Here is a 14282-nt window from a genome sequence, read left to right as displayed (position 1 = left end):
TGTTCGAACGTCTCCCAGAGGACGTCGCGGCACTGGAATGTTCTTGCGCTCTTTTTGTTGGGGTCCGCGCTCATTTTTCCCTAATCGTCGTCGATGGTTCTGGGCCGTGCGGTGAGGTTCGGAAGGACTGCGGCATGACGTAAATATCGGAAATTGCGCTGGAAATCTGCTGTCGCGTGGGGCGCGAAGCCGAAGACCGGCGCAATGGGTCGAGCCGCCTGCCCAAGGTCACTTCTTCTGCTCCTTGCCAGCCTCGGGCTTGCGCTCCTTCATGGCCGGCTGGATGCAATAGCGAACGAAGTCGCTAATCGTCTTGATCTCCTTCTGCTCGCGCCCCTGCTCGCCCTCTTTCGGGACTTCGCAGATCCACTTGCATTCGGGATCGGTATCACAACTCGGAGCTGGGGCCGGGCCCCATTCACCATCGACGAGCAGTGGTGCGAGGTCGGGTAGCTCCGCAGATGTTCCGTAAGTGAAGTAATACGCAATCGCGCTGGTACGAGCAGCAGGCGTGCCCGAGTTCATGAATGGCTTCAATTCGTCGAGCGGCTTGCCCTCTTTGAGCTCGCCGAGAAGCGCGCCATACGTGAGGGCTTCGCCCATCGCGAACGGCTTGCCATCGGGCAACGCTTTCAAGAACTCACCAATGTGCTTGACGTTCGACAACTTCAGGAGCGTTGCGGCAGCGGCACGACGAACTTTCCATTTGTCCGTCTTGAAAAGACCGTACAGTTTGTCCGCAACAACCTCGCGAGGCATTTCGCCGAGACGACGAAACGCTTGATCGAGCACCACGTCGGGCGCGTCGCTGCCGGCGATCTCCACGAGACGCTTGACGTCGTCGGGGTTGCTCTTGTCGAGCGACTTGGGCTTGCCCGGTTTTCCCGTCGCATCGAGCGCCGCCAGCGCCGTTTGCCGCCGTTTGTCACTCTGGTCCTTGCGCGCTGCGAACCCGAGCGCAAAGTCGACCGCAGGCCGACCCCCGACCCGACGAAGCGCTTGGAATAACTTCATCAGCTCGTCGTCCTGAAGCGTCTCGAGCTGCTTCTTGAACTGCTCGGGCGTCGGCGTGAGCTTCTGATCGGCGTTCTGCTTCTCGAGTTCTTTCGTCCGAACCTTCGCCCAGTCTTCGCCGAGGACCCACTGGGCCGCTTCGACCAACGCCGCCGAAGCCGCTTCCTTGGCCTTCTCGTCCCCAATGTCCGCGACGAGAATCGACATCTCCCCGAGCTTGCGTGCGTCTCGCACCATCAACTTGGGTAGCCCCGCGACGGCCTCCGACCCCACGGCCCGAAGCACTTGGTCCATGCTCGACGCTTGACCCCGAGCTTCCAAGCGATGCTCGAAGTCCGCCATGGCCCATTCGGTGAGCGCGATCTTGAGGTCCTTTTTCTGCGCCTCGTCCGAAATCAGCACCGGCTTGTCGGCCATCAACAGGGCATACGCCGCGTCCTTGTACGGAATCGATCCGTCCGTCGGAATCGGCTCACCCTCTTTGTAGACCGGCGGCGGCTTCTTCAGCTCGACGATGATCGACGACACGAGCGGCCCGACGATCGCCTTCTGCGCTTCCGGCTCGAGGGCCGAAAGCACATCGACGAGGCTTCCCTTGCAGGTCGGGTTTTCCGCCTCCACGTCCGAATCGATTTGCGTGAAAGCCAGCCTCCGACCCGAACGGGGTTTCATCCGAATGATGGCCAGCGCCGACTCGACGCGCAGCGACGTTTCGTACTTGTCGTGAAGCAACACGGCGCAAAGTTTCTTTGGCCCTTGAACCGTGCCCTCCCACCGATGGACGTCGTTTTCGTCGACTCGGCACCCCAGAAGGCCCAATGCCGAGCCCAGCGCCGCGATACACAGCGCAATCATCGACACCTTCATCGGGCGTCGCCGTGCTTCTTCATCAATTCGCATGCCGGGATCGACGGGGATGGTAACGCCCACGCCCTCCCAAGCTCAAAGAATTTTGGGTCGTTTCTTCAAACCCCCTCAAACCTAAAGGCTTTCCGACACACCACCCACCACCGAGACACCCACCCATCCTGTACCGCCGATCGCCAAATCCCTCGCTACCCACCCGCGTTGCCCACAACAACTTGCACATGACTACAAGTGCGTATAGGTAGGCAAAGTTAGGTACAGGTAGTTATGGCCGTTCCCCTCTTCGCTCCTCGTCGTGCGCCGGCTGCTTCCGCTCCCGCAGAACAGGCCGCTTCGACCACGAAAAAGAAGCAGGATGGCAGCTCGACTGCTCACGCGACCGCAGCGCGCCCGATGCATACGTACGCCCGCGAAGCAGCAGCCCTCGTGCTGCTCGCTTCCGCGCTCTATTCCGTGCTCGCGCTGGCGTCGTTCGAGGCTGATCCGATGCGCCCCGAAGTGACGGGGCCCAACTGGGTCGGTCCCGTGGGGGAAGCCTTTTCGAGCTTGTTTTCAGGAGCGTTTGGCATCGCCGCCTGGACCATTCCGCTCGAGCTTTCGGTGCTCGCGGGACCACTGCTCGGGGGCAAACCGTCTCGTGCAAGCGTCGCGCGCCTCGGTGGCGACATCGTCGTGCTCGTCATCCTCGCAGCGCTCGCGCACGTCGCGTTTCCGATGGCCACGGCCTTCGGTGCACTGCCGCTCGGTGGCAGCGTGGGGGAACTGTTTGGCGAGGTGATGCGATCGCTGTTCTCCGCGATCGGCTCGTACATCATCGGTCTGACGATCGTGTCGCTCATCCTCGTGCAGCGCGCGACGTTCTCGTTCATCGAGCTCGTGGCGCAAGTGCGCGCGTTCTTCGCCAAGCTCGGTGAGCGTGGAGCGTTTGGGCTGGGGGCGATCTTGAAAGCGCTTCGGCGCGTGCGGGAGATCGAAAAAGCCGCGGACGCGACGGATGCAAAGGATCGAACGAGCGTCGCGAAAAACCTGACGCCGTCGCCCACCGACGTGGTCATTACGGTGCTGACGGACGATTCCGCGCAGCATCGGAAAGACAAACCGTTCGAAGGCGAAGCATCTGCGTCCGGCGAAGCGGACAAACCGCAACGCAAAAAGCGTGCGGCTTCGAGCAAGCAAGCTGCGACAAACGAGACGAACGCGGACGGAGTGCCGAGCTCGCCATCGAGCGATCACGGCGACGCAATTGCGCTCGGTGCAACGACGCCGGTTCCGTCGGAGGCGGTCAAGGTGGCCGACGATGCGAAGCCTGCGGCGAAGATCGTGCGAAACGACGAGGCCAAGCCTGTCGTGAAGATTGCGCGCGCCGAGGAGCCGAAGCGTGTCGTGAAGGCGGCGGTCGCGGACGCAGCGAAGCCTGTCGTGAAGGTTGCTGCTGCAACGGTTGGACTCGAGGCTGCGCCGGTCGACGCGGCGAAGCCGGCAGCGAAAGCGGTCGTTCCGGAAGACAAACGCGGACCGGCCATCGTTGCTCCGCCGGCCAACCCGGATGCGATCGTGGCGGCTGCGGACATGAATGCGCCGGACGAGCTCTTCGATGCGGCCGTCGTGCCTCCGAGCGACAAGCCTGCCGTTCGAGGTGGTGGGTCACCTCGGGCGACGAAGTCTCGCAAGGCTGAAGTCGCGGAGCCTCGGGCCGAGCGTGTGGCGAAGACGGTGCGCGCCGAGATGGTCGAGGTGTCCGCTGAAGACGGAGCGAAGGCGAAGAAGGTAGAGGCGTCGGCCGCGCTCGTGGAAGACGCGCCCGTTCAGGAAGACGTCGTGGAGCGACCGCGCGCGGTGAAGAAGACGGTGACGCCGCCGCCGGTGCGTGCAGTTGCACCGCAGCCGATCGTCGAGCGTACGGTGCACGTCGATGATGACGACGACGCGGAGGATGGCCAGGACGAACCGGGTGGGCTGTTCCTGAATGACGAACCGATGGACGAATCGGATTCGCCCGAGCCTGTGGCGGTCGTTGCGGCGTCTGCTGCGGAAGTGTCGAAGCCGGTTACCTTGGAAAAAGCCAAGGTGCGCGAGGTCGTCAAGGTCGTGCCATCGTTTGGCAAGGGCTTCACGTTGCCATCGACGACGATGCTCGAACCTCCGGGTGACGAGTGCATCGTGGTGGACGAAGACACGCTTCGTGAAAACGCCGGGCTCTTGGAGAAGACGCTCGCCGACTACGGCGTGAGTGGAAAGGTCGAGGAGATTCATCCTGGACCGACGGTGACGACGTTCGAGGTAGCTCCTGCGGCTGGAACGAAGGTGTCCAAGGTAGCGAGCCTTGCGGATGATCTCGCGTTGGGTTTGTCGCGGAAGGTGCGCATCATCGCGCCGATTCCTGGGAAGAACCGTATCGGGTTCGAGCTGCCGAACGATCGGCGCGTGCCGGTGTCGATGCGTGAGCTCGTCGAGGATCGGCGATTCTTGGAGCTCAAAGCACCGCTGCCGTGCGTGCTCGGGCGCGACATCGTTGGAGCTCCCTACTTTGCGGATCTTGCGTCGATGCCGCACGTGATCGTTGCAGGTGCAACGGGTGCTGGAAAGAGCGTGGGCCTCAACGTGATGCTCGTGAGCTTGCTCTTTCGGAAGTCGCCGGCGGAGCTGCGCATGTTGATGATCGATCCGAAGGTCGTGGAGCTTGCGCCGTTCGATCGGATTCCGCACATGCTCTTGCCGGTCGTTACGGACATGAAGCAAGCGTCGAACGCGCTGAAGTGGGCGGTCGACGAGATGGAGCGGCGGTATCAGCTCTTTGCGAACGCGGGGACGAAGAACATCGGCACATACAACGCGTGGGTGGAGAAGGTCGAACGTGGTGAAGCGCGTCCGCCGAAGCCTCCAGCGAACGCGAAGGTCGCAGCGATCTCGGCTGAAGGTCTCGAAGTGGAAGTGCCCGCAGCGAAGGATGGATCGGACGTGGCGATGCCGGAGAAGCTTCCGTACATCGTGATCGTGGTCGACGAGTTTGCGGACTTGATGATGCAGCAGGGCAAGGATGTGGAAGCGAGCGTGGCGCGTCTTGCGCAGAAGGCGCGAGCTGCAGGGATGCACGTGATTTTGGCGACGCAGCGTCCGAGCGTCGACGTGATCACGGGCATGATCAAGGCCAACTTCCCGACGCGCATTGCGTTCCGCGTGGCGCAGAAGGTCGACAGTCGAACGATCCTCGACGAGCAAGGTGCCGAGCATCTTTTGGGTCGCGGCGACATGCTCGTGAAGATGAACGGCGCGACGGACACGCGGCGCGTGCAGTGCCCCTTCGTGAGCGAGGAGGAGGTGCAGCGAATCACGGACTTCCTACGCGCTCAGGGCGAGCCTGTTTACGACGAGGCAATCCTCAAGCCGCGCGATGAAGACGGCAAGGAAGAGGACAACGACACGGAGAACGATCCGATGTACGACGCTGCGGTACGGATCGTGGCGGAGACGCGTCGGTGTTCGACGTCGTGGATTCAGCGCAAGTTGGGCGTTGGGTACAACCGTGCAGCAAAAATGGTGGAGGCAATGGAACGACGAGGGATCGTCGGACCGGCCAACGGTGCCAAGGACCGTGAAGTGCTCATCGCTCCGTTGTGATCGAGTTGCTTTGCTTTCCGTACGAGCGTGCTAGACAGACCGCGCGAAGATGGCGTGTGAAGAGGAACGCACGCGGTTGATTGGCCAGATCGCGAGCTTGCTTCGGGAGACATCGATCCCGGCGGAGGCCCGTGAAGCTGGCCTCACGCTCATTGGCTGGCTTGCGCGTCGAATGCCGGGTGAACCGGTGTCGATCGTAGGAGTCGAGGAGATGTGCCGTCGTTGCGCCGAGCTTCGTGGGGAAGGGACGAACGGCGTGCATGCGGTCGCGGGTAAACCCGCACCTGTCGCGAAGCGCCGTCGCGGACGCTGACCCGACGGTTTGTCCGGGGCGGGTTTGTGTGGACGAACATCTGCCAGCGGGTCTCGATTTGGGGGGCTCGCTTCGCGCGCGTGGGACGCTCAATTTTGGAACCGGGTCTTGATTTGGGACGCTCGCTTCGCGCGCGTGGGACGCGCGCTTCGCGAGGCTAGTCACGATGGGGGGCTCGCAGGCGGCTCTATAAGTCTTTTGGGGCTACGCCCCAAAAGACGAGCCGACTGCTCTGCCCCCCATACCCCCCGGGACGAATCGGAACCTCGTTCCAATCTGACCGGCATCACTTCTGCCGATAATTCGTCCGGATTCTCGAAAGGCGTTAGGCTCGAACGTCCAGCGAGACTTCCAGGATTGATTCGAAACGGCCTATGGTAGGGGTCAGGTGATGGCCGAGTACTCGGTAAAACTTCCCGAACCGCGATCCGACGACTCGGAGGATGTCGTTTGGGGACTCTCGACCGCGAGTGCGCTCTGGGCGCGAGGCGAGCGGCGAGACGCGATCGTGTGGATACGCCGTGCAGCCGAGGCCGCTGAAGCAGCGGGCAATCCCTTTCGCGCATCAGAACTCGGCATGTACCTGCCGGAGCTCGAGAAAGCACTTCACGCGACGTCGGCTTTACCCGTTGCGATGCCAGCGGAGGAACCAGCTCCCGTCTCGGAAGCGGCGCCCATTTCGTCGTTCGAGATCGTCGTCGATGGCTCCACCCCACCTCCGTCAGCCGCGCTTCCCCCGCTGGCCATTCCTCCGCTTGCCCCGCTCGCGCCCGCCGCGTCGCCTCCACCTGCTGCGCCTGCTGCCGCGGCTGCTCCTACGCCGCCAACGATGCCCCCTGCGGCCGCGCCTGCTCCCACGCCGCCAACGATGCCTCCCGCCGCGGCTGCTCCCACGCCTGCACCTGCAGCGCCAACCGCATCACCCGTGTCTGCACGGCAGACTCCCGTCCCATCGGTGCCCGCTGCTTCCGTAAAGCCGCCGCCTTCCGTGTCGCCCGGCAGCCTCCGGCCGCAACCGATTGGACTTCGATCGAAAACGCAACCCGCAATGCCCGCGGTTGTGCCGCCTCAGCGGCCGCCGTCCGATGCGCCTGCCCGTGCGGTTGCACCGCCGGCGGTATCGGACGATGACTGGCCGTCCGCCGACGATGGGCGCGCTGCCGTGCCGCCTCCCGCACCTGCAACGGTTGCAACGCCGGCTCCATCCGCCGCAATCGCACCTGCAACGGTTGCAGCCCCAATTCCATCGCCCGCAGCGCCAGCAACGGCAGCCGTGCCGGCTCTATCCGCCGCAACCGCACCCGCAACGGCAGCCGCGCCCGCTCCATCCGCCGCAACCGCACCCGCAACGGCAGCCGCGCCGGTTCCATCCGCCGCAACCGCACCCGCAACGGCAGCCGCGCCGGTTCCATCCGCCGCAACCGCACCCGCAACGGCAGCCGCGCCCGCTCCAGCCGCCGCAATCGCGCCTGCAACGGTTGCAACGCCAGTTCCATCCCCTGCAGCCGCGTCTGCACCGGTTGCGACGCCAGTTCCATCCCCTGCAGCCGCGTCTGCACCGGTTGCGACGCCAGTTCCTGCCGCTGCCACGAAACGCAAGGTGCTTCGCACGCCCATCCTCGATCCGTGGTCCGAAGCGAGCACCCACGAGGTCTCGCCGCGCGAAATGCGACGCCGGCAAGCTGCGACCGAAGGTGCAGCGCGACCTCGTGCAAGACCGCTGCTCGACGAGGACGAAGACGACGTTCTCACGTCAGCTCCGACGCTTGCCGAAATGCTTGGCAAAAAGCATCAAGGCGGCCCCGTCATCGGCGGCACGGGTTTGGCCCAGGCACCTCCCGTGCCGGCCGCCGCGCGTACCGGCTCGCCTGCAACGCCACCACCTCTGCCTCCACGCTCGCCGGGTGCAGCTCCCGCCGGGGCTCGACCGCCGCCATTGCCGCCCGGCGCTTCGGCGCCAACGCCAACGCCCCCTGCAGTGGCACCCGCGCCGCCATCGACGAAGGCACCCACACAGCCGCCTCCTCCCGCGGCACCGGCGCCTGCAGCCGCTCCAACTTCAGCGAAGGCACCGACGCCGCCGCCACCGCCACCCGCCGCGCCAACGTCGGCAAAAAGCCCGACGCCCGCGCCTCCACCACCGCCTACGTCTGCCAAAGTTCCAACACAGCCGCCTCCACCGGTAGCGCCTGTTACAACCAAAGCGCCAACACCGCCGCCACCAAGCGAAGACGCGGACGCATCCCAGGCTCCTCGCAGGCCGACGCCACCGACTCCGCTCGCTGCATCCGTCGAGCCTGCGGCTACCCCAGCGCCGCCGCAGGACGCGAAAGCGTCGAGCGATGTGCCCACGCCCGAACAGGCCCCCGCATCGGACATCGTGCCGACGGCGCCGCGCCCCTCCGTGCGGCGTCCGACGATTCCACCAGCGCCCAAGCTTCCTTCCGGCGCTTTGGGCCGACCCGCGCCTCCAGCACCTCGGCACAATGCTCCAGCCGATGCGCCTCCCCCCGCCGAGGAAGATGCTTCCCGCCGCATGTTCACCGACACGTTGCCGAGCGGCACGACAGTCGCTGCACTCATGCAAGCCGAAGCCGAAGCGGCGGCAGTGGGACGAAAAACTTCGATACCGCCCCCCGCGCCCGGAACGAAACCGCTCTTCGAAATCACGAAAAAGCCCGGCCCATCAGTCGCTCCGCCTCGTGTGCCCGCGCCTCCTCCGCGCCCAGGATCCATCGCCCCAAGGCCACTTTCGATTCCGCCGAGTGCACCCCTCTCCAAGTCCAAATCGCAGTCAGCATTCGAGGCCGTGCGGTCCTCGGTTGCGCCTTCCGCGCCGACCGCGAGCAAAAGTAGTCTTCCGCCGCCTCGAGAATCGGCTGCGCCTCCTGTCGATTCGCTCAGGATCAGCAACGTCGAATTGCGTGCAGTCGAGCCATTCGCAGGACTTCCCGAAGACGTTCAACGCACGCTCGTTCGCACCGCGATCGTCGACGACATCGTACCCGGTGAAGCGCGCACCGCCTTCGGCGCCGTGCTCGTGATCGCCGGCGAAGTATCCGTTTGTGCGGTGAATTTGGACGTTCCGGCCAAGGTCGCTGGGCCACGTTCGTTCATTGCTTCGCGCGGGTCGCTTGCACAACCGGTCCCTCTGCGCATCATCGGCAGTGGCGCTGGAGCCACCATTTCCCGCTGGTCGTCCGAAGTTTTCGACAGCGCTTTCAGTGCTCATCCGCGCGCCGAGCAAGGTTGCCGAACGCTATCGGACGAACTCCAAGCGCGCGTCGGACTCACGCTCGGTGCTCTCGCGCAGGTCGATCTCGCCACGCGTGACGCCATGCTCGCGCGGCTCGCAGTTCGAGTGCTCGAACCCGAAGAAACGATCACCGAAGAAGACGGGCCGATGCCGGGCCTCGTCTTCGTCGTCGGCGGAAGCGTCGAAGTGCTCGAAGGCGATCCTGCAACCGTCGTCGCCGATGTTCGTCCGGGCGAGCTCCTGTTCCCCGAAGCTCTTTGGGCAGGTGCAGCGGCGCCGCTTTGGTCTCGCGCGGCCTCGTCAGGTGCGCTGCTTCTGGTTGGCGATCGCAAGCTCGCTTTGGACTTCGCTGAAAACGTTCCCATCGTCGGCGAACTGCTCTCACGCTGACGAAATTCCCCCTCTCCACGTGTGGAGAGGGGGCCAGGGGGTGAGGCCTATTCCCCCTCTCCACGTGTGGAGAGGGGGTCAGGGGGTGAGGCCTATTCCCCCTCTCCACGTGTGGAGAGGGGGTCAGGGGGTGAGGCAATCACCGCGCCGCGATGGTCGTCGGAATGCCCAGCGGTGACTGTTTCTGCGTGCCTGATTCCTTCAGCGCCCACACCAGCTCGCTGTTGCCTTGAGCTCCCGCAAAGCGCAGCCCCACCCACGTCGCTTGCGGCGAAATCGTCGGCGTGCCGCTCGCCTTCTTGTGTGGAAACCGAATCCGAAACGCCTGGCGATACACCGTGTTGTACGGAAAGTAGGTCCGCTCCACCGCGTTCGGCTTCGTGATCGAAACGATCTCCTCGGGTGCAGTCTCGTTCCCCGTGTCGTCGATGAGCCGCACGATCCACGCGCTGTCTGGCCTCGTCAGATCGTTGTACCGACGCTCGCCGCCGTAAAGCGCCACGAAAAACTGATGATGGTCTCGCGTCTCGTCGAGCGTCCGTTCGAGCAGCTTCTTGCGCTGTTCGATCGTGAGCCGATAGTCCTGCACGTACCGCACCACGTACGCCCAACGGAAATCCCACGACTCGAACGTCGCCGTCACCGTCAGGTAACTCTCCAGCTCCGACACCGCGAAAAGATCGCCCGTGCGCGTCCACTTGCGAAGCACCGTTTCGTAGTCTGTCGCGACGTACTCCCGCGGCCCTTCTGCAAGGCTCACCGTTTGCGTCGCGCAACCACTTCCGGCTGCAAGCAACAAGGCCAGCGTGAATGCTCGAGCGCCAAGCATCGCGTTCACTTCGATCCGAGGCCGAGATCCTTGAACACGGTCACCCACAACATGAGACCCAAGAACATCAGGATGCCCATCGCGTGAATCCACGCCTCGATGCGCGCGTTCGGACGCCTTCGCGTCGTCGCTTCGTACGTCAAGAACATCAGCCGCCCGCCATCGAGCGCCGGGAGCGGAATCAAGTTGAACGCACCGAGGTACGCCGACAGCGCACCGAGCAAGTGCAGGCCATACGCCGTGCCTCGCTTCGCTGCGTTGGCTACGTGTTTGACCATCCCCACAGGCCCTGAAAGCTCGCCTTCCACCTTGCCCGTGATGAGCTGCCCGAGACTCACGACCAGCATTTTCACGACGTTTGCAGGTTCCGTCACGGCAAGCTTTGCCGCTTCTTTTGGCGTTACCGCAACACGCTGCTCGAACGCCGTCACCCCGATGCGCCCCGTTCCGTTCTCGTTCGCTGGCGTCATGTCGAGCGTCACGCGCTGTTTGTCCCGTTCGACCACGACATGGATGGGCTCGCCCGGCCGCTTCGAAATCTGCTCGGCCATCTGGCCCCACGTTTGGATCGGCGTGCCCGCGACTTCGACCACCTTGTCGCCTTCGCGAATCCCGGCCGCGATCGCGACTTTCCCTTCGAGCGGCGTCACGTACGCCTCGTTCGATGGGACGCCGCCGAGCATGAACGCGCCGAAGAAAAACACGGATGCGAACAGGTAATTCGCGAGAGGCCCGGCGAAAATCGTCGAGATGCGTCCCGTCAAGCTCGCATTGGCGTAGCTGTGTTTGTCGTTGGGATCGTTGTCCTCGAATGGGTTCATTCCGGCGATTTGCACGTACGCCAGAAACGGGATCATCGCGACTTGGTAGATCGTCGGGCCGTGTCGCTCAGGGTCGTGTTTCCACAGGCGAATCTGGATTTTGTCCGCGCCCGTGATGAACCAGAAGTACCCGTCTTTTGGGACGATTTTGAAGAACGTCGGACCGAACCCGATCGAGAACTTCGTCACGTGCATGCCGAAGGCTCGGGCTGCGAAGTAATGGCCACTCTCGTGAACCACCATCAGCAGAGCCAACCCTAAAATCCCGACGAGGTTCCACATTCACCGTGAGTCTACTCGGGGGACAGGCGATTGGCACGCGCGCGATGTTGTGGAAAGCAGGTAGTGCGGAGCCTGAGTCGTGCTCGCTCGGCGCGTTTCGCCAATGTCGCGAAGGATGGTCAACTGCCGACGTAGAACGAAACGCCAACGCTGAACCAGGGCGAGCCTGCCCTCATCGTCAGGGCGATCTTGTCATTGAAGTGGAAACGTCCACCCACCCAGAAGGCTGGATCGATCCAGATGTCTCTGAAAAATCCTTCGCTTCGGATAATCCCACCAGCCTCGGCGAATACGCTCCACCTGCGCGTGAGGTAGAAGTTCCACTGAAGCGCAACGGGCGACCAAATCAGAAAATCGTCCCGCCAGCAGTAGCGACAGTTCGTCAGGTCGAGCCCGAACGAGATGGCGATCGAGTTGTTGATTTTCGGGATGAACAAAGGATCGCCAAGCTCGATGGATGCTCGAAACCCACCGCCACCTTCGGCATGACCAAAGTTGCGCCCGCGGTAGCGACCGCCGTAGTCGCGAAACCTGAACAAGATCAGATTCGCGTGCGGCTCGAGCTCCACACTCTTGCCCGGATGCGACCCTGGGTTCTTGATGATCCAATCGACGGCGAGTGCTTCGGGGGCTGATGCGACGAGCGCTCCGGCGGCAAACGCGGTGGAAAAGAAAAGCTTCTTCGTGCGTGTGCTCATGACTCTTGAGTATCAGGAGAACGACCTCGATGGAACGGACCTCGCGGGGCAACTCCGTGCTTCACTGGTCACTGGAGAGGGCAGGCGTCGAGGTCGCTGCATCGTCGCTTGGGATGCCAACATCTCACCACGCACGACGCCTTTGACCTGAACGGCATGCGACCCTCATCGAAAATATCTACGATTGCGGTCGCGGCGCTGGCCATGGCGACGTCGCGTGACGTTTGCGCGGACGAACCCGAAACGCCCATCGACGTCACCGTTCGAGGCTCACCCGCACCCGCCTTCGTCTCGCGCGCGTCCGAAGGCGCTCGATCACGCGAACCCATCGACGCCGCATCGATGCTGGCCGAGCTTCCCAGTGTGCACGTACGTCGCCTCGGAGCCGACGGCGCGCAGTCGACGCTGTCCATTCGTGGCTCGGCGTCGTCTCAAGTCGGCGTCATGCTGGGCGGCATTCCGCTGACGAGCGGCGCCGATCCAACCTTCGACGTCGGATCGCTCCCGCTTTGGCCCGGCGCCTCGTTTCGCGTCTACCGCGGCTTTGCGCCCGCATCACTCGGCACCACCGGCTACCTCGGAGGCTTGCTCGTCATCGATCCACCGTCCGCGCTGTCCGGTGCACGCTCCGACGCGCAACTCGTCGCAGGCTCCTTCGGCACGCTCAAGGCTCGAGCTGGCGATGCGCGTACGGTTGGTCCGGTCAAACTTGGCTTCGGCGTGTTCGGATCGCGCTCCGACGGAGACTTTCCGTACGACGTGCCAAACCCTCGCACGGGGGATCTCGTCACGCGCACGCGCACGAATGCCGAAGCCGTGCGAGCTGGGGCCATTGGTCGCGTGGCGCTCGAACGCGCGTGGGGCAGCGTTGGCGCGACGTTTCTCGCGGATGCCAGGCACGTCGGCTTGCCCGGATCGGCGACGTTCACGACCACGTTTCCAAGTCTCGATACCAGTCGCCTCGTGGCAGGTGTGGACACGACCATTCGCGTTTTTGGCTCGGCGGCCGTTCGCGCGCAGGTATGGGGGCGCAGCGAGCGTTCTCGATTTGCCGATCCTCTTGGCGAGATCGATCCGACGCGCAGCTCGAACCTTGCAGAACAATCCATTCTTGCTGCGGGATCCTCCGTGGGTCTTCGCGGCGTGCGAGCGGGTCCTGTCAACGTTGCCTTTTCGATCGACGGTCGTGCCGAACGTCTTTTGCCGACCGATGGCACATCGGTGCTCGGTGGCGTTGATGCATCACGTTTCGCGGGAGGAGCTGGCGTGGAAGTCGAGGCGCGCGTGCGATCGGCATTGCGGCTTTTTGCGTCCGGCCGCATCGATGCGCGGCGTGATAGCGTGACGGGTGTCATTGCGTCGAAAATGCCCGACAGTGGAGTGGCCATGGACGTCGTACCGAGTGGTCATGTGGGTGCGTCGTATCGATTGGGCGACGCGGCGACCATTTCGGCGCACGTGGGCTTGTTGCGACGATTTCCGAGTTTTGCCGAGCTTTATGGGGATCGCGGCAGCCTCGTCGGGGATCCGCGATTGCGCATCGAACGAGCGCTTGCTGCGGACTTGGGCGTTCAAGGGGATGTTCGGGTGGGCCGCGTTCGATTGGGATACGAGGTCGCTGGGTTCGTCACGGATTCGAGGGATCTCATTTTGTTTTTGCCGCTCGGGCGAGGCACATTTCGAGCAGGCAATGTGGGAGCGGCATTGCTTGCGGGTGTGGAAGGTTCGGCGTCGCTCGCGGCGAAAAACCTCGTGACCACGTTGAGTTACACGTTTCTCTTCACGGACAATCGCAGTGACGATCCTCTTGCGCGCGGAAGGCCTTTGCCTGGGCGCCCCATTCATGATTTTTCGTACGATGCGACGTATCGCGTGGGTCCCATTGGATTTCGTTATGGAATCGATGCGATTGCGGGCACGACCGTGGACACTGCGGCGAGCATCGTCGTACCGCCGCGATTGTTTCACGGGGCGGGCATTTCGCTCAATGTGCCGCGATTTTCGTCATTGCGAGTCGGGCTCGAAGTGCAGAACCTATTCGACGTGCGCGTGATGCGCGTGCCGTCGCCTTTGTCGCAAAACCTCGTCGCCGTACCTGTCAGCGATTTTCTTGGGTTTCCGCTGCCTGGGCGATCGATATGGGCCACGTTGCGGTTTCGCGCTCCGTGAAAGGTGTGGCTTATGTTACGCTTCT

11 protein-coding genes are annotated in these 14282 nt (G+C 63.5%); 4 read left to right on the top strand and 7 right to left on the bottom strand.

Annotated features, from left to right (window positions below; translation table 11 throughout):
- Positions 1-228: 228 nt before the first annotated feature.
- A complete protein-coding gene (locus tag IPM54_19975; protein ID MBK9262069.1) occupies positions 229-1869 on the bottom strand; it encodes a HEAT repeat domain-containing protein in 1641 nt (546 codons plus the stop codon).
- Positions 1870-2148: 279 nt separating this feature from the next.
- On the opposite strand from IPM54_19975, the gene IPM54_19970 reads away from it, so the two are divergent.
- Entirely contained in the window at positions 2149-5499 is a 3351-nt protein-coding gene (locus IPM54_19970; GenBank protein ID MBK9262068.1) for a DNA translocase FtsK 4TM domain-containing protein, read from the top strand.
- A gap of 76 nt (positions 5500-5575) precedes the next feature.
- Positions 5576-5812: a hypothetical protein gene (locus IPM54_19965; GenBank protein ID MBK9262067.1), complete on the top strand. Its 237-nt coding sequence runs from the start codon at positions 5576-5578 to the stop codon at positions 5810-5812.
- 606 nt (positions 5813-6418) lie between these two features.
- Here IPM54_19965 and IPM54_19960 read toward each other — a convergent pair.
- From IPM54_19960 to IPM54_19950, 3 genes are all read right to left on the bottom strand, one after another.
- Entirely contained in the window at positions 6419-6706 is a 288-nt protein-coding gene (locus tag IPM54_19960; GenBank protein ID MBK9262066.1) for a hypothetical protein, read from the bottom strand.
- A gap of 174 nt (positions 6707-6880) precedes the next feature.
- Positions 6881-7423 (bottom strand): hypothetical protein, encoded by a 543-nt coding sequence (locus tag IPM54_19955; GenBank protein ID MBK9262065.1) that lies wholly within the window; start codon positions 7421-7423, stop codon positions 6881-6883.
- Between the two features lie 180 nt (positions 7424-7603).
- Entirely contained in the window at positions 7604-8395 is a 792-nt protein-coding gene (locus IPM54_19950) for a hypothetical protein (GenBank protein ID MBK9262064.1), read from the bottom strand.
- Here IPM54_19950 and IPM54_19945 point away from each other — a divergent pair.
- A complete protein-coding gene (locus IPM54_19945) occupies positions 8349-9458 on the top strand; it encodes a hypothetical protein (protein MBK9262063.1) in 1110 nt (369 codons plus the stop codon). The genes IPM54_19950 and IPM54_19945 overlap by 47 nt on opposite strands.
- Positions 9459-9597: 139 nt before the next feature.
- Here IPM54_19945 and IPM54_19940 read toward each other — a convergent pair whose 3' ends face one another.
- The 3 genes from IPM54_19940 to IPM54_19930 form a co-directional block, all read right to left on the bottom strand.
- Positions 9598-10287 (bottom strand): hypothetical protein, encoded by a 690-nt coding sequence (locus IPM54_19940; protein ID MBK9262062.1) that lies wholly within the window; start codon positions 10285-10287, stop codon positions 9598-9600.
- Between the two features lie 5 nt (positions 10288-10292).
- A complete protein-coding gene (locus tag IPM54_19935) occupies positions 10293-11390 on the bottom strand; it encodes a site-2 protease family protein (protein ID MBK9262061.1) in 1098 nt (365 codons plus the stop codon).
- Positions 11391-11509: 119 nt separating this feature from the next.
- Entirely contained in the window at positions 11510-12088 is a 579-nt protein-coding gene (locus IPM54_19930) for a hypothetical protein (GenBank protein ID MBK9262060.1), read from the bottom strand.
- 156 nt (positions 12089-12244) lie between these two features.
- On the opposite strand from IPM54_19930, the gene IPM54_19925 reads away from it, so the two are divergent.
- Entirely contained in the window at positions 12245-14257 is a 2013-nt protein-coding gene (locus IPM54_19925) for a TonB-dependent receptor (protein MBK9262059.1), read from the top strand.
- Positions 14258-14282 lie beyond the last annotated feature (25 nt).

This window comes from Polyangiaceae bacterium, assembly GCA_016715885.1.
GTDB lineage: Bacteria > Myxococcota_A > Polyangia > Polyangiales > Polyangiaceae > Polyangium.
Note: the sequence above shows the minus strand (reverse complement) of the source record. Positions and strands in the feature narration are given on the sequence as shown.

Excerpts from the sequence above, each read along its gene's own strand:
- IPM54_19975 (MBK9262069.1), bottom strand. The coding sequence starts at position 1,869 with ATGATTGCGCTGTGTATCGCGGCGCTGGGCTCGGCATTGGGCCTTCTG.
- IPM54_19970 (MBK9262068.1), top strand. The coding sequence starts at position 2,149 with ATGGCCGTTCCCCTCTTCGCTCCTCGTCGTGCGCCGGCTGCTTCCGCT.
- IPM54_19945 (MBK9262063.1), top strand. The coding sequence starts at position 8,349 with ATGTTCACCGACACGTTGCCGAGCGGCACGACAGTCGCTGCACTCATG.
- IPM54_19950 (MBK9262064.1), bottom strand. The coding sequence starts at position 8,395 with ATGAGTGCAGCGACTGTCGTGCCGCTCGGCAACGTGTCGGTGAACATG.
- IPM54_19940 (MBK9262062.1), bottom strand. The coding sequence starts at position 10,287 with ATGCTTGGCGCTCGAGCATTCACGCTGGCCTTGTTGCTTGCAGCCGGA.
- IPM54_19935 (MBK9262061.1), bottom strand. The coding sequence starts at position 11,390 with ATGTGGAACCTCGTCGGGATTTTAGGGTTGGCTCTGCTGATGGTGGTT.
- IPM54_19930 (MBK9262060.1), bottom strand. The coding sequence starts at position 12,088 with ATGAGCACACGCACGAAGAAGCTTTTCTTTTCCACCGCGTTTGCCGCC.
- IPM54_19925 (MBK9262059.1), top strand. The coding sequence starts at position 12,245 with ATGCGACCCTCATCGAAAATATCTACGATTGCGGTCGCGGCGCTGGCC.